The organism is Leptospira gomenensis (genome assembly GCF_004770155.1).
Taxonomy (GTDB): Bacteria; Spirochaetota; Leptospiria; order Leptospirales; family Leptospiraceae; genus Leptospira; species Leptospira gomenensis.
Genome location: NZ_RQFA01000014.1, coordinates 46,571 through 62,465 on the forward strand (window position 1 = coordinate 46,571; position 15,895 = coordinate 62,465).

The 15,895-nt window shown below is 45.5% G+C and carries 16 protein-coding genes; 11 read left to right on the top strand and 5 right to left on the bottom strand.

Annotated features, from left to right (window positions below; all coding sequences use genetic code 11):
• Positions 1–446 precede the first annotated feature (446 nt).
• The 3 genes from EHQ17_RS02585 to EHQ17_RS02600 form a co-directional block, all read right to left on the bottom strand.
• Entirely contained in the window at positions 447–1,481 is a 1,035-nt protein-coding gene (locus EHQ17_RS02585; RefSeq protein WP_135595743.1) for a 1-aminocyclopropane-1-carboxylate deaminase, read from the bottom strand.
• A 334-nt stretch (positions 1,482–1,815) separates the two neighbouring features.
• Entirely contained in the window at positions 1,816–3,621 is a 1,806-nt protein-coding gene (lepA, locus tag EHQ17_RS02590) for a translation elongation factor 4 (RefSeq protein ID WP_135595744.1), read from the bottom strand.
• Positions 3,622–4,103: 482 nt separating this feature from the next.
• Positions 4,104–4,811 carry a DUF6989 domain-containing protein gene (locus EHQ17_RS02600; protein ID WP_135595746.1) on the bottom strand — a complete coding sequence of 236 codons (708 nt, stop codon included), beginning with the start codon at positions 4,809–4,811 and terminating at the stop codon, positions 4,104–4,106.
• Between the two features lie 688 nt (positions 4,812–5,499).
• Here EHQ17_RS02600 and eno point away from each other — a divergent pair.
• From eno to EHQ17_RS02640, 8 genes are all read left to right on the top strand, one after another.
• Entirely contained in the window at positions 5,500–6,798 is a 1,299-nt protein-coding gene (eno, locus tag EHQ17_RS02605) for a phosphopyruvate hydratase (RefSeq protein ID WP_135595747.1), read from the top strand.
• Between the two features lie 249 nt (positions 6,799–7,047).
• Positions 7,048–7,506, top strand: coding sequence for a septum formation initiator family protein (locus EHQ17_RS02610; protein WP_135595748.1), 459 nt, complete (start codon positions 7,048–7,050; stop codon positions 7,504–7,506).
• Between the two features lie 15 nt (positions 7,507–7,521).
• On the top strand, positions 7,522–8,115 hold the full coding sequence (locus EHQ17_RS02615) for an ATP-dependent Clp protease proteolytic subunit (RefSeq protein WP_100763185.1): 594 nt from the start codon (positions 7,522–7,524) through the stop codon (positions 8,113–8,115).
• 12 nt (positions 8,116–8,127) lie between these two features.
• A complete protein-coding gene (locus tag EHQ17_RS02620; RefSeq protein WP_135595749.1) occupies positions 8,128–8,481 on the top strand; it encodes a hypothetical protein in 354 nt (117 codons plus the stop codon).
• A 21-nt stretch (positions 8,482–8,502) separates the two neighbouring features.
• Positions 8,503–9,519, top strand: a complete 1,017-nt coding sequence (locus tag EHQ17_RS02625; RefSeq protein ID WP_135595750.1) for a YheT family hydrolase — start codon at positions 8,503–8,505, stop codon at positions 9,517–9,519.
• A gap of 10 nt (positions 9,520–9,529) precedes the next feature.
• Entirely contained in the window at positions 9,530–10,087 is a 558-nt protein-coding gene (locus EHQ17_RS02630) for a DUF4416 family protein (RefSeq protein ID WP_135595751.1), read from the top strand.
• Positions 10,062–10,637, top strand: a complete 576-nt coding sequence (gene lcpA / locus EHQ17_RS02635) for a complement regulator-acquiring protein LcpA (protein WP_135595752.1) — start codon at positions 10,062–10,064, stop codon at positions 10,635–10,637. Before EHQ17_RS02630 ends, lcpA begins: the two co-directional genes overlap by 26 nt.
• Positions 10,638–10,714: 77 nt before the next feature.
• Positions 10,715–11,254 carry a DUF1564 domain-containing protein gene (locus EHQ17_RS02640; RefSeq protein WP_135595753.1) on the top strand — a complete coding sequence of 180 codons (540 nt, stop codon included), beginning with the start codon at positions 10,715–10,717 and terminating at the stop codon, positions 11,252–11,254.
• Positions 11,255–11,861: 607 nt separating this feature from the next.
• Here EHQ17_RS02640 and EHQ17_RS02645 read toward each other — a convergent pair.
• Both EHQ17_RS02645 and EHQ17_RS02650 read right to left on the bottom strand, forming a co-directional pair.
• On the bottom strand, positions 11,862–12,608 hold the full coding sequence (locus EHQ17_RS02645) for a diacylglycerol/polyprenol kinase family protein (RefSeq protein WP_135595754.1): 747 nt from the start codon (positions 12,606–12,608) through the stop codon (positions 11,862–11,864).
• Positions 12,609–12,616: 8 nt separating this feature from the next.
• Entirely contained in the window at positions 12,617–12,970 is a 354-nt protein-coding gene (locus tag EHQ17_RS02650; protein WP_135595774.1) for an STAS domain-containing protein, read from the bottom strand.
• Between the two features lie 45 nt (positions 12,971–13,015).
• Between EHQ17_RS02650 and EHQ17_RS02655 the strand changes: the two genes are divergently transcribed.
• Genes EHQ17_RS02655 through EHQ17_RS02665 form a run of 3 tightly spaced genes read left to right on the top strand, consistent with a single transcriptional unit; the run spans position 13,016 to position 15,513 of the window.
• Positions 13,016–13,660 (top strand): hypothetical protein, encoded by a 645-nt coding sequence (locus EHQ17_RS02655; RefSeq protein WP_135595755.1) that lies wholly within the window; start codon positions 13,016–13,018, stop codon positions 13,658–13,660.
• A gap of 2 nt (positions 13,661–13,662) precedes the next feature.
• Complete coding sequence (locus tag EHQ17_RS02660) at positions 13,663–14,013, top strand: hypothetical protein (RefSeq protein WP_135595756.1); 351 nt, start codon at positions 13,663–13,665, stop codon at positions 14,011–14,013.
• An 18-nt stretch (positions 14,014–14,031) separates the two neighbouring features.
• On the top strand, positions 14,032–15,513 hold the full coding sequence (locus tag EHQ17_RS02665) for an LIC12015 family putative lipoprotein (RefSeq protein WP_135595757.1): 1,482 nt from the start codon (positions 14,032–14,034) through the stop codon (positions 15,511–15,513).
• Positions 15,514–15,895: the final 382 nt, after the last annotated feature.

Sequence of the window (15,895 nt, forward strand, 5' to 3'; positions counted from 1 at the left end):
TTGTCCAATTTTAAGAAAGCGTATGAGTTCCCACGAAATACGTCCGTTCACCGGGTGAAAACCCATGCGCGACGGATACGTTTCAGCAAAAAGGAGGAGTTCCCGCATATAAAAAGAGGAAACAGTGATACGTTTTCACCACAAACCTAGATTGTCCTTTTTAACGTTTTCCGCTTTGCGAAAAGGGAAATCAGTTTTATGAATCCGCGTTTCTCGGAATCCGAATTTTTTTTCCATAGACAATGCCCTTTTGAAAAGCCTCCCGGATCGAAGAAACCTTTTTTAAGAATTTCGAATATTCTCAAGACCGAAGTCCAAAAAGATGAGCCGATACGAACAAGTCTCCGGAACGTAATGAAAACTTTAACCGAATTCCCGAAGGAACCGAAACGATCCGCCGAACGATCGCAAACAGGTTGCGATTCCGAAAGTTCTTAGCTAAACGTTTAGGAAAGCGGTTCTAAAAAATTCAAAAGACCGCCTTGATGTATATAAAGGGTTCTGCCGTTCCATTCCCCCGATTGAATTCGCGCTTCCGTAAGAGCCAGCGTTCTCGCCGAGTAAATCGGCTCCACGGGAATCCCCGTTCTTCGGTAAAAGGATTTAGAATATTCTAAAATTTGAATTTTATTACCTCCGAAACCAAAGCCCCCTTCCGTCTCCAAAATTCGATCGTCGGCAATTCGTAACGATTCCAAGCCTAGGTTCTTCTTTTGCTCGTCGAGCCAAGACAATAGTTTCGATTTCGGAAGTCCGATGGCCACGCCGTAAATCGGAATTCGTTTTTGAAAAAACCGGAGCGCCGATAGATACGTCAAACCCGAGCCCACGTCGATCACGATACGATCGAATTCAGAAATCTGAATTTTTTCCCAAAGGGAATCGATCCCTTCCAAAGCGGCGCGGCACAATCCGTATTCGGGAATGAGAACGGATTCCGAAAAATCGGGATCGCGAAATTCTTGCGCGGAAACCGGACCGATCTTAACAATTCCGTCTTTGACGAACGTGTGATCCGTAAAACGTTTAGAATCGAGCGTTACGACGGATGTTTCTTCGGAAAACCTCAGAATTTTCTGTTTCCATTCGGCTCGCGAAGAAAGTTGTTCCGAAGAATGAGAATGACGTTTCGTCAAAATCGAATTGGCGCTATTCCGTTTCGGATCGCGCGTGTAGCCGATCGACCGGACCCGATATCCGAAGTTGCGGAATAGAAACGCAAACGCGGCTAACGCGTTGCTGTGGAGTTCTCCTTGTAACAAAACCGATCGAATACTTTGGGATCGTAGAGAGGCGTGTATTCCTAGGAACTTTCTCACTTTTGTTCCCATTCCGAACGCAAGGAAATCGTCTCGAAGAACGTATAGGAGTCCGGACGGATTCGCATCGATCGGAGAAGTATCGATCCGGATCGATGCGGATATTTGTGACAGAACGCGTTTGAAAATTTGGCCGGAAAGCGACTGCTTTGGATCATTCATTTCTAAAATCTGCGGGAACTGCTACGGAGATTCGAGAGTTCTTGAAAAAATCACAAAAAGAACGGAGAAACGTTTCTGCAAGGGACGTGGGAACTCCGCACAAACGGATATGCGACTGCGACAATCAGTCCTTCCTAGGAATTTCCGTATGAGTTCCCCCAAAACTTTCAAAATCAAACGAAAAATATCTCGAAGACCGAACGTCCCGACAATCAAATCCTTGCAGAAGATCGGCTCGACAACATACAATTTTCGTTATAAACAGGAACGGAGTGTAAGATCTTATCTTGGCTATTAAAGTTTATATCAAATTCGAACATAAATAAGGATCCGCTCAGTTCCCCGTTTTCAAAACCGCCAAGAACGCTTCCTGCGGGATTTCCACGTTTCCGATCTGCTTCATCCGTTTTTTCCCTTCTTTCTGTTTCTCTAAGAGTTTCTTCTTACGAGTGATGTCCCCGCCGTAACACTTTGCGGTTACGTTCTTACGGAGCGCGGAAATACTTTCTCGGGCGAGGATTTTTCCGCCCACGGCCGCTTGGATCGGAATCATAAACTGATGTCTCGGTATCAAATCCTTCAGTTTTTCGATGATTTCCCTTCCTCTTTGCTCCGCCTTCGTTCTGTGAACGATCATAGAAAGAGCATCGACGGGCTCCCCGTTGACGAGAATGTCCATCTTGACGAGCTGAGAAGCCTTATAACCCGAAGGTTCGTAATCGAGCGAAGCATAACCTCGCGTAAAAGACTTTAGTTTATCATAAAATTCGAAAATAAGCTCTGCGAGAGGAAGTTCGTAGGTGAGCTGGACCTTGTCCTGAGTCAAATAGACCGTATCCAACTGAATTCCCCGTTTATCCATAGCGAGAGCCATGATATTTCCTACGTATTCGTTCGGAGTGATGACGGTCGCCTTCACATACGGCTCTTCCGTGGATTCGATCGTGATCGGATCGGGAAAACGGGACGGGTTATCGATTTCTTCGACTTCCCCATTCTTACTTTTTATAATATATTTTACCGAAGGCGCGGTCGTGATCAGATCGAGATTGAATTCCCGCTCCAATCGTTCTTGCACGATCTCCATGTGTAAAAGTCCGAGATAACCGACGCGAAAGCCGAATCCGAGCGCGACGGAACTTTCCTTTTCAAACACGAGAGCCGCGTCGTTTAACTTGAGTTTTTCGATCGCGTCCACGAGTTCGTCGAACTGTTCCCCGTTGATCGGATAAAGACCGGAAAAAACCATCGGCTTTGCTTCCTTATAACCGGGAATCGATTCTTTCGTAGGATTGGAAAATAAGGTGATCGTATCTCCTGTCTTTGCGTCGGAAACTTTTTTGATTCCCGCGATGAGATAACCTACTTCGCCCGCGCCAAGACCGTCCGTTGGAGTTAAAGAGATTCGATTGATTCCCACTTCGTTTACGGTGAAATCTTTTCCCGTACTCATGATGAGAAAACGATCCCCTTTTTTTATCTTTCCGTCGAATACGCGAATCTTAATCACGACTCCCATATACGGATCAAAGTAAGAATCGTAGATCAACGCTTTGAGGGGTCCGTTCGGATCTCCTTTCGGCGCGGGAATTTCTTTTGTGATCGCTTCTAAAACGGCTTTTACGTTAAGCCCGGTTTTTGCGGAAATCGCAACCGCCTTTTCCGAATCCAGTCCCAAACTCTCTTCGATTTGAACCTTGGTCTTTTCAACGTCCGCAGCGGGAAGATCGATCTTGTTCATCACCGGAAGAATTTCCAGATCTTGTTCCATAGCAAGATACAGGTTCGCGAGAGTCTGCGCTTCCACACCTTGGCTCGCGTCTACAATCAGAAGAACGCCTTCGCATGCTTTGAGAGAACGGGAAACTTCGTACGTAAAATCCACGTGCCCCGGAGTATCCAAAAGATTCATGATGTATGTATTGCCGTCGTCGGCGAGATAATCGAAGGTCGCGTTGTTGGCCTTGATGGTAATTCCGCGTTCGCGTTCTATATCCATCGAATCCAAAATCTGATCCTTTTTGGTTCGATCGTTCGTAACTTGACCGATCTCCAAAAGTCGGTCCGCCAAGGTGGACTTACCGTGGTCGATATGCGCGATGATGGAAAAGTTACGGATGAATTTCTGTTTATCAGTCATGAGGGTACAATCCGATGATTTTCGACGAAGGGTTCCCCTGAAAAGCAAAATACTTACGCGATTTTATGGGGAAATCGTGTTTCGCAGGTTTTTCCGTCCCCATCCTACTTCGCTGTGGTTCTTTGGGTGTGGGAACTCATACACACCGGTGTCGGCAGGCAACAGGTTTGACATGCACCACGCAGCGTGTGAGTTCCCGCATATTTTGTCGGACCAAACATTGATTCCCGATGCACCACGCAGCGTGTGAGTTCCCGCATATTTTGTCGGACCAAACATCGATTCCCGATGCACCACGCAGCGTGTGAGTTCCCGCATATTTTGTCGGACCAAACATCGATTCCCGAGAGGAAGTGTTTTACAAAAACAGAGCGAACCCAATTCAATCACCCGCACGCATCCACGCATGCAGGACCTCGAAAATGGACTCGGATAAAACTCTCCGTTCCGAACCTCCGAGGTCGCGAAATTGTTCCGACATTCTAAATAGGCGAGACCGATGAGGAGCCGATCTTTTTATTCCCTTCCAACAGAAGAAAGAAAAATCCCAAAGCGCCTAAATAAACGAACATCGTCAAAAACGCCCAAAGAATTTTTTCCGACAAGGAGGAATACGCACAAACCTCGTACGCATAACAGGCAAAGACGGCGAGAATAAACTCGGGCGCCAAAACGTAAACGGCCACGTGATCGAACATCCAAACGTTCTTCGCAAACCAAACCGGAATCAAATACGAAACTTCTTCCGAAACTAAAAAGAAAACGAAAGCGATCAAACCGCCTAACAAATAACTTTGAAGTGCCGGCGCATCGGAAAAACGTTTGCGAAATCGTACCGAAACGAACGTCGATACGAACAACGGAATCACCCAAAGCCCCGCCATATAACCCGAAACCGTTCCGATTTTCGGAAATCCGTCCGCGGGAAATTCGACGACTCCGAGAACCTGGGATAAAAACCAATCCGGAAAAACCAAACAACAACTCAAAGGAAATAAAAAGAACCAAAGATCCGTCCAACGTTCGTGCGTCCAGATCCTGGCGAACAAAAGAATCCCTCCGTTGTATACGAAGACGAGCGAGAACATTCTCCAACCGCTCGAAACGCTTCCTGGCAAAAACAATACGAGAATACTCAATGCAAAAAATAGAATATGAAATACAAGAACGTGTTTTTCCGAAAGTTTCATATATCGAACGATCCTTAGAGAGTGAGATAGCCAACGAACAGCGGAGCGTCGTGAGTTGCTTCCAACAACGTCGAAAAAGAGAACGATCCTTAGAGAGTGAGATAGCCAACGAACAGCGGAGCGTCGTGAGTTGCTTCCAACAAAGTTGGAAAAGAGAACGATCCTTAGAGAGTGAGATAGCCAACGAACAGCGGAGCGTCGTGAGTTGCTTCCAACAACGTTGGAAAAGAGAACGATCCCCATCTTGCGACCTATCTTGCGACCCATAGGGAGCAAGATTGAGTTTTGTAAGTTGCTTCCAACAACGTCGAAAAAGAGAACGATCCCCATCTTGCAATCCCCATCTTGCGACCCATAGGGAGCAAGATTGAGATTTGTAAGTTGCTTCCAACAACGTCGAAAAAGAGAACGATCCTTATCTTGCAATCCCCATCTTGCGACCCATAGGGAGCAAGATTGAGATTTATTTTAATTCTTCGCGAAAGCAAAGAGAAGCAAACACAACAAACATCACTCAAAAATCCGCCAAGAAAAGAAAATGGAAACCGATCCAAGAATCGCGAGCAATCCATTTTTTCGTTTCCCGCTTGATTTCTGAGATATGGACCGTTTAATAACCCTGACTCCGATCGAAATCGCGAACCGCGATCCTCAGACGGAAACCATAGATAGAATCTCAGGAAATAAAATGTCTCATAACTCTCAAATTCAGAAAATTCACGCTCGGGAAATTATCGATTCCCGCGGAAATCCTACCGTTGAGGTGGATGTAACTCTTGCAGACGGTTCTTTTGGTAGAGCCGCGGTTCCTTCCGGCGCATCGACCGGCGAATACGAAGCGGTGGAACTCAGAGACGGGGACAAACACCGTTATCTGGGAAAAGGTGTTCTCAAAGCGGTCGAACACGTAAATATAAAAATTCAGGAAGTACTTAAGGGAGAAGACGGACTCGATCAAAATCGAATCGACCAACTCATGCTCGACGCGGACGGAACAAAGAACAAGGGAAAACTCGGAGCCAACGCGATTCTCGGAACTTCCCTCGCGGTTGCCAGAGCGGCAGCGGCCCATTCCAAACTTCCGCTGTACCGTTATATCGGCGGGAACTTTGCCCGTGAACTTCCGGTTCCGATGATGAACATCATCAACGGCGGGGCGCACGCGGACAACAACGTGGACTTTCAGGAATTTATGATTCTTCCCGTGGGAGCGAAAAGTTTCCGGGAAGGACTCCGCATGGGAGCGGAAGTATTCCATTCTTTGAAAGCGGTTCTTAAAAGTAAGAATTTAAACACCGCCGTCGGCGACGAAGGCGGATTTGCCCCGGACCTAACCAGCAACGTGGAAGCGATCGAAGTCATTCTCCAGGCGATCGAAAAAGCCGGATACAAACCCGAAAAAGACGTTTTATTGGGGCTCGACGCCGCTTCTTCCGAGTTTTACGACAAAAGCAAAAAGAAATACGTGCTCGGTGCCGAAAATAATAAGGAATTCTCCAGCGCCGAACTCGTGGATTATTATGCGAACTTGGTTTCCAAGTATCCGATCATCACCATCGAAGACGGGTTGGATGAAAACGACTGGGAAGGTTGGAAACTTCTTTCCGATAAGATCGGTAAGAAAGTTCAGCTGGTAGGAGACGATCTTTTTGTGACCAATATCGAGAAACTCTCCCAAGGAATCGCTTCCGGTGTGGGAAATTCGATTCTGATCAAAGTAAATCAGATCGGTTCGCTTTCGGAAACTCTCGCTTCCATAGAAATGGCGAAAAAAGCGAAGTACACAAACGTCGTGAGCCATCGAAGTGGAGAAACCGAAGACGTTACGATCTCTCACATCGCGGTCGCGACGAACGCGGGTCAGATCAAAACGGGTTCGCTTTCCAGAACGGATCGAATCGCGAAATACAACGAGCTTCTCCGTATCGAAGAAGAACTCGGAAAATCCGCGGTTTACAAAGGCAGGGATACGTTTTACAACCTCTAAAACGTTATCCGCGGAACGATTTGTTCGTTCTTTGCCGAATTTCGTTTTCGCGTAAATACGAACGAAGTTTTGTAAAAGACAAAAGGGCGAATTCTTCTCAAAAAGAAGGATACGCTTGAAAAAAGATCCGGTTTTTCAAAAGGAAATCCGGATCCGAAAGAAACGGTTTGATTTGAAATCGTTTGATCCGATTCAAAAACGGAAGAACGTTTTTGGAAAAACGGCATAAAAAAGGAGCGGGAAAAACGAATGAATCCAGTACCCATCAAAGTCTTTTGGCTTTCCTGCTTCTTAGCGGGATTGTTTTACTTCGTCGTTTTGGGAGAATCCGGAATCGTAGTTCGTTCCCAACTCGAAGAATCCTTAGCCGCATTGCAATTGGACGTGGAACGTTTGGCGTATGAGAACCGACAGCTGGAAGAAAAACAAAAAATTCTCAAGAACGACGAGATCGCCTTGGAACGGGAAGCGCGTCGTTTTTATCTCTTGAGTGAAAACGCGCATATCATCAAATTTAGAGAAACCGAATCCACGAACGAACTCAAACCGATTTTGGCTTCCCGGCTCAACGCATTCCGTCCCGGAAAACAATTTCCGGTTCCACCCATCCATTTTATTCGTATTTTCTACGCAATCTTCGCCGGTTTTACTTGTATTGGAGTTTTCATAAAAATGAGGAAGAAGAAACTGGACTTTACCAACAACTAAAGGAAAGGTTCAGGGATGCCAGAAACAGAAAAAATCGCGGAAGTATTCGAAGAACTCACAGGAAGTAAAATCTCCAAAAATTTCCTCGACCACAGAAAGATTTTTCTCTGGGGTCCGGTCACAGACGAATCCTCCAAAGATCTCGTCGGAAAACTCCTCTACCTGGAAATGAAAGATCCGGGAAAACCCATCACGTTTTTTATCAATAGCCCCGGCGGTGTCGTCACTTCGGGAATGACCGTATTCGATACGATCAAAATGATTTCTTCTCCGGTGCATACGGTTTGTATGGGAATGGCCGCGTCCATGGGTTCGGTTCTTCTCGCCGCGGGAAAAAAGGGAGAACGTTCCATTTGGCCGAACGGAAAAGTGATGATTCACCAACCGAGTATCGGCGGTCAGATCGTAGCACCCGCGACCGATTTGAAAATCCACGCGGAAGAAATTCTCAAAACAAAGGCAAAGTTGAATCAGATTCTTGCGGACGCTTGCGGACATCCCGTTTCCAAACTCGAAGAAGACACGGACCGCGACTACTACATGGACGCGGAAGAAGCGATCAAATACGGAATCGTGGACAAACTCGCGACCAAGATCGAATTCAACTGATCGGAGAACGTCTTGTCTCAGTCCGTTTCCTTAGAAACCTTTTTGAACGAATTTCTTGCATCTCCCCAAAAAGGAAGAAACGGAGACGAGGATCAAAATCTCAAAAATTTATTTCTGGAATTCTCTTCCCTGTTATTTTCCGAAGGGGAAGAGGATCCGAACGAAGCCGTTTCGATCAAGGACATAGGTTCCTTCGAACTGGACGAATTCGTAAACTTCTATCTTTCCGATATGTTTCCCGAAGACGCGGGGATCGTTTCCAAAGGAACGGACTTCGTAAAGAGGATGTATAAATTCCTCAAAAAAAGTCAGCATTCCAACAAAGAACAGCTCGCCGACTGGGAAGAATTCATTCAGGAACTTTAATATTCACGTTAGGCGCCTTTAATGAATCCACAACCGTTCCGTCCGAAACGTTTTCTCAAAGGCCGACATCTTCAAACCGTTTATAGCACTTTTTTTCCGCCGCCCAACCGTTTGAGAAGCGACTTTTACGTCGAGGATATCCTCCTTCCGGTGACGGACGGTTCGGGGGATTTTCTGTGGCTCGAACACAATCCCCCTCTTTCCCAGTATTCGCGCGGAGGAGCTCCGCCTTGGAACGGGGTGTATCTCGTGATGATTCACGGTATGGAAGGTAGCTCGGAAAGTTCGTACTTGGTCAGTTTTGCGGAGAAGGCGCTTTTGCGGGGTTACGGATGCGTCCGTGTCAACTTGAGAAACTGCGGTAAAGGTCAGGGATTTTCCAGAGGAACGTATAACATCGGTCAGACGAAGGACGTTCAGGATACGATCGATTTCATTTGGGAAAAACTTTCCCACAGGATCGCGCTTTCCGGCTTCTCCCTTTCCGCGAGTCTGATTCTAAAATATCTGGGAGAAAGAAGAAATCACAAGGTGGAAACGTTCTCTTCGGTGAATCCGCCTTTGGATCTTTTGAAGGGTTGTCGATTCATCGATTCCCCGGAAGGAAGATTCTATCGAGATCGTTTCGTGGCCGAATTCCGCAGAAAAATCAAAGATAAAATCATCCAACTCCCGCCCGATCTGGAGCGAAACGCGTTCCGTACAAAAACGTTCTTCGAATTCGACGATCTTGTTACTGCGCCTTTTTTCGGATACAAAGACGCCGCGGAATTCTACGAGAAATGTTCTAGCATCCGTTTTATTCCCGAAATACGACACCCGGGAATCGTGATCCATTCCGAAGACGATCCGGTCGTACCGCCTTTCGATTGGGAAAAAATTCCGTGGGAGAAACTACCCCATATCAGGACGATTCTCAGTCCCAAAGGAGGGCACGTGGGATTTCTTACCGATCCTAGCCCGGAAATTCCGGACGGTCGTTGGTTGAATAAAATTATTCTGGATTATTTCGATTCGAAGCTGAACCTTGGAAGCTGATTTTGATCCCATGAATTCAGCGAAAAAACAATCTCCCTCCCGGGAAAAACTCGTTCGACCTCCCGGCGCTTCCTTTTTTATCGTGGTCGCTTACGAGGAAGCGGAGACGTTTTATTGGATCAAAACCAAAACGGAAAAGAAATTTTCGGCGACCCTGTATGAAAGTAATCCGATGCCTTCTTGGAAGGATTCGGATGCAGATCTTTGGAATCAATTTCCGGGAAGGCATACGAAAATTCTTTCCTTCAAACGCAGGATCCATAGGGAAGAACTTCCTTCGATTCAAAAAGAGTGCCTGGGAATCCAAAATTCGGCTTGGGAAAAAGATCCCGGTGTGCGGATTTTTCCCGGTTATCTTTGTAATCACTCCGTAGTGATCGCCTCGGTCCGGGACGACTTTCATCGTATTTATCTCTTTAACGGCGTTTATGCGGAAACGGTCTATAATTATCAAAAACAAAAAATGAATTTTAAGGAAACGGCGCCTCCTTTTTTTAAAACTCCGGAAGCGGTTTATTTTTTCACGAGCCTCAGGGAATCTTATGTCCAAAACATTAATAAAAATTAATATTCTTTTTTTCGTATATTTTTCGTCGATTTATTCGTTCGGATGTTCTCCGTCAAAACTGGAAATCACTTCCTTAACGCTGTGCGACCATTTTAACCGCGCCGGAGAATGTTTGGAGCCCGTTGAAAAAAATCGACACTACAAGGTCGAAATTCCTCACAACCGCAAACCGGATACTTGGGAGAAATTCTCCAATTTTCTTTATTTTCATGCGAGGGAAACACCGGGGTTTATTGTTCGATTCAACCGAAAGTTGACTCCGTCCGAGGCGAAAGCGATCCAGGATTCGTATTATGCGACCGTATCGCTTGCCGGTTCCGTGGAAAGAATGGAGGGTTTTGAAATGGGGGAGGATTGGGTCGGATCGTTTCAATATTTGGGCTCCATGATTAAGGACAAATTGAGGAAGGAAAACCGCCTTTCTTCATTTCCTTACACGAATACCTTGTTTCCGGCGGAAGTAGAATTTCGATTTAACTCGTCCTTGTTCGAAGGCGAGGAAAAAACCAAAATCAACCTGAGTTTCACCGTCCTTCCTCCCGAAAAGTAATCGCTCTTTTTTTTTCCCGGCTCCGATTTTGTAGCTCGGAAGCGTGTTCATTTGAATTCCCGAGGAACCGTGGGGGTATGGGCGTATTACTTTTAAACGCAGATCATAAAATAGATTCCGCATTGCAGGAAGATAGAACCGAGGTCGTAACCCTCCTCGTTCCCAAACGAACGCTGCTGCTCTACCCCGAGGACCGGAGAAAAAGTTTGCCGAAACTCATTCCTCAACTTTTGCGAACATATGCGAAACATATCACCTCGACGGCTCGTTTAGGGAAAAAAGCGGGAAAGATCATGTATCAACCGAGTGTCGGTCCGGAGAATATGGAAAGGATCAATGTTCGTCTGGGTACCGGTAGTTGGGCCTTGTTGGGGGTCTTAGCGCAAGCCCATGGAGTATCTCGTTGTTTTTTGTTCAATTATTTGTTGTGGTTGGAGGAAATCGGAGTCGGAGATTCTATCGTGGAAATGATGAATGTAGGAGGCCCAACGTTTCACAAGAACTACAGTTACATTCTCGACCTCAACCTATCCGATAACCGAATCACTCGATACTTACGATGCGAACCAGAAAACATCTTTTACGTCTATAATCCGCCTCATTGGTTCGATTATTAAAAAATAACGATTTCGCAAGAATCCATCCCAACTCCCGCACACTCCAATGGTTCGTAAAAAAAACGAATCTGAAAAGCCGCACTCCAACGGCACGCTCCGCAACAAAACGTTTGTGCCGATCACGCACACTTCCCGGAGACGGTGGATAGCGGGAAGGAAGCGGGAAGGAGAAGTAAAACTCTACCAAGAAGCGGAAAATCCAAATTAGAAAAAATAAATACAGAGAAGAAATAGATTCACAAACTCCCTCTTAAAAACGCGTCCCGTACAAACAACATAAACGAGAATAAACGAATCGAAGATACGTACAGCTTTCAATCAGGATTCTCCGCCTTGAACTAAACAAGAAAGCGAGGATGAAGTTTGAGCAGCCTGCCCCTCTGTTCCTTACTATGAATTCAACGAAGTCCGAACTCTCCCGTGTTATCTGACTAAGAACGGCTCTCCAACACACGGCTTCTTTCGTAAAAGGGGGCGACTGGCTTTAAAGCGCTTTCAGACCTCCGCCTCGGGCTGCCCCTGTCCTAAGTTGAGTTTCAACCGAGCCTGTGCTGTGCCGGAATAATGGCGCAACGCAAGTCGTATCTACCGGGATCCAAACGAAAACTTAGAGTTTCAAAAACAAATCTGCGGGATTCAAAAAGATGGTGGAAGGTTCCACACCCAAAACGAGCCAAGCGGTAAATCCCATTGTCAGGGCCGCAACCGCAGGGATCAAAAGATTATCGTCGATCAAACCGTTCCAATACGTGCCGCAATACAACTCCGTCAACGCAGAAACGAAAATCGCAGGAACCAACAATATTAGATTATTATAAAATACAAAACCGTCCGCTTTCAAAAAATTCTGTTTTCCGTATGTGTCAGAAAAATACATGAATACAAAACCTACGAGCGCACAGGAAAATAAAAACGCGAAAATCCCTTCCACTGACTTGCCGTTTGAAAACCTACGCTTTCCGTAAAACGTTCCCACCCAAGCGGCGGTCGGATCTCCGATCACAAGAAAAAGCATCGAAAGAATCGAAATTTCCGGAGGGAACAAAAACACGACGAACGCACAGGATAAAAAATAAGGAAGCGTTCCGTTCAAACGAGTTTTTTCCTCTTCCTTGAGCAATATCCCGGCCACAGACAAAAAGAAATTCTGAAACGGGGCAAAACGGAATCGTAAAAATTCGATCACAAGAATGATCGCAAGACAAACCAAAAGGGATGCGGAAACTACGGCGCGCGTCGCGTTCGCCAAACCGAACGCGCCGCGAAAAACATCCATATAATAACAAACGGGAACGATCAGTCCCAAAAGATGCCAAAGTTTACGCGCATAGTTGAATCGAACCGAATTAACCACGAATAGTCCTACCTGTTTTTCATAGTCATTTTCAAAGCCGATTCTTCGTCCGGTGCAATCAGAAAAAGGCCGTTGAGCGCTGCCATCTTAATCGCATTTTTCACGGAATCGGTCGGATGAATGAGAACCAATTTATTTCTGGACGTAAAACTCAGCTGATTCATCTCTTTGAGGGATTGAATTCCCCGGGAAGAAATCAGACTCACTTCCTCCAGATCCAAAATGACCGGACCGGACCGAATCGAAGCGGAAAGTTGATCCCTGAATTTTTTCTCCGTAAAGGAGTTGATGGAACCCTGAAGTTTCATAACCTGAACGTTGTCGATTTTCTCGGAAGAAATGATGATCTCGTTCAGAATCATAAGCGCCCGGAAAGTCAATCTATACGTGTTTCTACTTTACGACAAATGGTTTTTCTACTTCTTTCCTGCGTATTTTTAATTTTAAGATCGTATTCCTTTTTTTCTCCGGGAGCCGTAGTAGTGGCGATTTCCTTGATCCTTTTCCGGGGAAAAAAACAAACGACAAACGGAATGGAACCTCCCGTATTTCCGACCGCGCTGACACTGTTTCTTCTCGTCGTATCAGGATTCGACGGATCCAACGCCGGGGATTTATTGGATTTGATCTGCGTACATTGTTCCGGAATTTTATACCTTCGATCCGCACCCTCCCCGAAATTTCCGTTTCCCGGATCCGATGAAAAACAGGAAAGAAACTTCGAAACGGGAAACGGGCGATCACTTCGTCCATCGGTCCTATTACTTTTCTTCTGTATTCTCCTCTTTCGGATCTGGTATCAAAACGAACCTGGATTTTGGAAGGAACTCGGCTTTCTATATCTGTGTAAGACCGGAATTCTCACGGCACTTCTGGGCTTTTTGTGGTTTCGAAACGGAAACTCGAAAACTACGACGATTCTGTTCGTATCGATCCTTTTTTCCGTGTTTCTCGTTCGCCCGTCTCAGGGGATCCTGAATTTTTCGTATTTTCTTTTATTTTCATTCTTGCAAGCCGACCCCGAATCGAAAAATATCAACGCTGGGATCTGAGTATGAAGGTAAAGGTAGCCCATCTTTTACGAAAGATTGAAGAAGTGGACCGAGACATACTCGAACTGGGAAAAATTCGGGAAAGAATTTCCGCAGACCGGGATTATTCCGAAATTCTAAAGGACTCCATCGCCAAAGAAATGGAGAACTTGGAATCGGCTAAGAAAGAAATTCTTTCCTTGAGGATCCAGGAAGAAGCCGGAAAACCGGGGCTTTCCAAAAAAACGGGAACCTCCCCTGCCGAAATGAAAAATCTCTACAGTTCCCGCGAAAAAAACCTAACTCGGGAAATCTCCGTGGAAATCCCGGATCCAAAACCTCAGACGACCCGAAAAACGATTCACAAATACTAAACTTCAAGAAACAATTTCATGAAAAAAAAGAACCTATCTCTCACCGTACTCTCTTCTCTGCTCGTATTGTTTGCGATGAACTGCAGCAGGGATTCAGACGTCTTAGCATCTTTCAAATCGGGAACAGTAACTCGGGAAGAATTAAGAGCGTATTACAAACTCCGCGGAGTGGAACCCGATTCGAATAACGCGTCGGTCGCCACACAAGCCAAAATCGTGGAGGAACTCGGCATTCAGAAAATCGCCGAAGCGCAGAACGGCAGCTCGAACGTCGTAACAAAGGACGAATACGCGCGGATCATGAGTTTTGTGGAACCGCAGATCCTCTTTAACGATTACAGAAAACAATTTTCCGAAAACGTCATGAAATCGGGAATGTTGGAATTTGCGTTCGGCAGAATTCTTTTTATCAAAGCGGGCCCGGACGCAGCGGCGAAAACGGCGTCCTTGTTGCAAGGAATTCAAACCTTGAAGTCCGAATCGGAAGTCGCGGAATTTATCTCCAAAAACACCGACGAAATCCAAAGAAGATCGGTGGGAGGAAGATTAGAACCGCATTGTATCAATTGCGGAGACGATCCCTTTACTTCCCTGTTGAAGGAAGCCGCCGAAAAAAAAGGAACGTTTCTCCAAAAGGAAGCACAAGGAAATTATTATATCCTTCGTGTGGAGCGGATCGAAAAGATATATCCGAAAAAGATCGATAAGTTTTTCCAAAACGAATTGGAAAAAATGAAAAACCTGGCGCTCAAGTCCGTTTCCAAAGAAGGTGTAACCGAAGACGAAAAAAACGCGGCGAAGTTTTATTCGGAACTTGCGGTGAAAGAAAGAGCGAACCAAACCGCGGAGCACTACGGGAATCGTTTTTTAAAAGAAGCCTGGAAACGGGAAATGGATTCTTTAAAGGAACAAAGCGGACTTAAAATCGTGGATTTGACTCCTGAGTTCGTAAAATCATTAAAACCGGAGACGGTTTTGTTGGAAGACAAAACGGGAGCTAAATTTCTCTTCCAAGATTTATTGACCGAGTTTAACAAGATCGCTCCGATTCTGCAAAAACGCAAATCCACTCCGGAAGAGGAGAAAAACGACCAGATCTCCTTTTATACGCAGATTTATCTACCGATCCGAATTTCTTCCAATTCCAAAAACGTGCAGTCTTTGAAAGAAACGAAAGAATTCCAGAAAACTCTACCGATTTTGGGAAGATCGGTTTTGTTTATGTTGATTCGAAATCGTTCCACGGATTCCAACATTCAAGTAACCGAAAAGGAAATACGGGACACCTACGAAGCGGGGAAACTCTACGCATACGCGAAACCATCTGCGACCAATCCGAATGAAAGAGTTCCGGAGGATTTCGGAAAAGTCAAAGACAGAATCAAACACGAACTGACTGAGTCGAAAAAACAATCCCTCTTCCAAGATTACCTTTCCAAACTAAAATCGGAAAACGAATTCAAAATCGCTTCTGAAAGTTTGAAAGCGGGACAAATCTAAAAAGATCGGGCCGTTTTCCACTTCTCGTATCCTTCGATCCTCCAAGTTTGTCTCGGGGATCGAAGGTTTGGATCGATCCTCAAGACCGCCCTCCTCTGCAATACTGCACGGACGAATTTTCAAAAAAAGAGCGAAACACCTTGTCTCCGGACCAGCTTTAGTAAATTCGAAAAAACTAATATACTTTCAAAACTATTCGGAAATGATCCCGGCCGTTGCCGAACGATTTTTTTCTAATTTAGAATACCAGCATTTTACATAGTTCTCATAATCCTTTTGGCTTATTTAAGAAAATCATTGAATTTCCAAGAAGAGCACGTTGGAAATTTTTTCTTGAATTCTTGTCCGATAAAAATAGCTTGGTGGACTAGAGGGGAATTGA

What these genes read in the sequence shown, in the direction of transcription:
- EHQ17_RS02585 (WP_135595743.1), bottom strand. Translation starts at nt 1,481, where the DNA reads ATGAATGATCCAAAGCAGTCGCTTTCCGGCCAAATTTTCAAACGCGTT.
- lepA (WP_135595744.1), bottom strand. Translation starts at nt 3,621, where the DNA reads ATGACTGATAAACAGAAATTCATCCGTAACTTTTCCATCATCGCGCAT.
- EHQ17_RS02600 (WP_135595746.1), bottom strand. Translation starts at nt 4,811, where the DNA reads ATGAAACTTTCGGAAAAACACGTTCTTGTATTTCATATTCTATTTTTT.
- eno (WP_135595747.1), top strand. Translation starts at nt 5,500, where the DNA reads ATGTCTCATAACTCTCAAATTCAGAAAATTCACGCTCGGGAAATTATC.
- EHQ17_RS02610 (WP_135595748.1), top strand. Translation starts at nt 7,048, where the DNA reads ATGAATCCAGTACCCATCAAAGTCTTTTGGCTTTCCTGCTTCTTAGCG.
- EHQ17_RS02615 (WP_100763185.1), top strand. Translation starts at nt 7,522, where the DNA reads ATGCCAGAAACAGAAAAAATCGCGGAAGTATTCGAAGAACTCACAGGA.
- EHQ17_RS02625 (WP_135595750.1), top strand. Translation starts at nt 8,503, where the DNA reads ATGAATCCACAACCGTTCCGTCCGAAACGTTTTCTCAAAGGCCGACAT.
- EHQ17_RS02630 (WP_135595751.1), top strand. Translation starts at nt 9,530, where the DNA reads ATGAATTCAGCGAAAAAACAATCTCCCTCCCGGGAAAAACTCGTTCGA.
- lcpA (WP_135595752.1), top strand. Translation starts at nt 10,062, where the DNA reads ATGTCCAAAACATTAATAAAAATTAATATTCTTTTTTTCGTATATTTT.
- EHQ17_RS02640 (WP_135595753.1), top strand. Translation starts at nt 10,715, where the DNA reads ATGGGCGTATTACTTTTAAACGCAGATCATAAAATAGATTCCGCATTG.
- EHQ17_RS02650 (WP_135595774.1), bottom strand. Translation starts at nt 12,970, where the DNA reads ATGATTCTGAACGAGATCATCATTTCTTCCGAGAAAATCGACAACGTT.
- EHQ17_RS02655 (WP_135595755.1), top strand. Translation starts at nt 13,016, where the DNA reads ATGGTTTTTCTACTTCTTTCCTGCGTATTTTTAATTTTAAGATCGTAT.
- EHQ17_RS02660 (WP_135595756.1), top strand. Translation starts at nt 13,663, where the DNA reads ATGAAGGTAAAGGTAGCCCATCTTTTACGAAAGATTGAAGAAGTGGAC.
- EHQ17_RS02665 (WP_135595757.1), top strand. Translation starts at nt 14,032, where the DNA reads ATGAAAAAAAAGAACCTATCTCTCACCGTACTCTCTTCTCTGCTCGTA.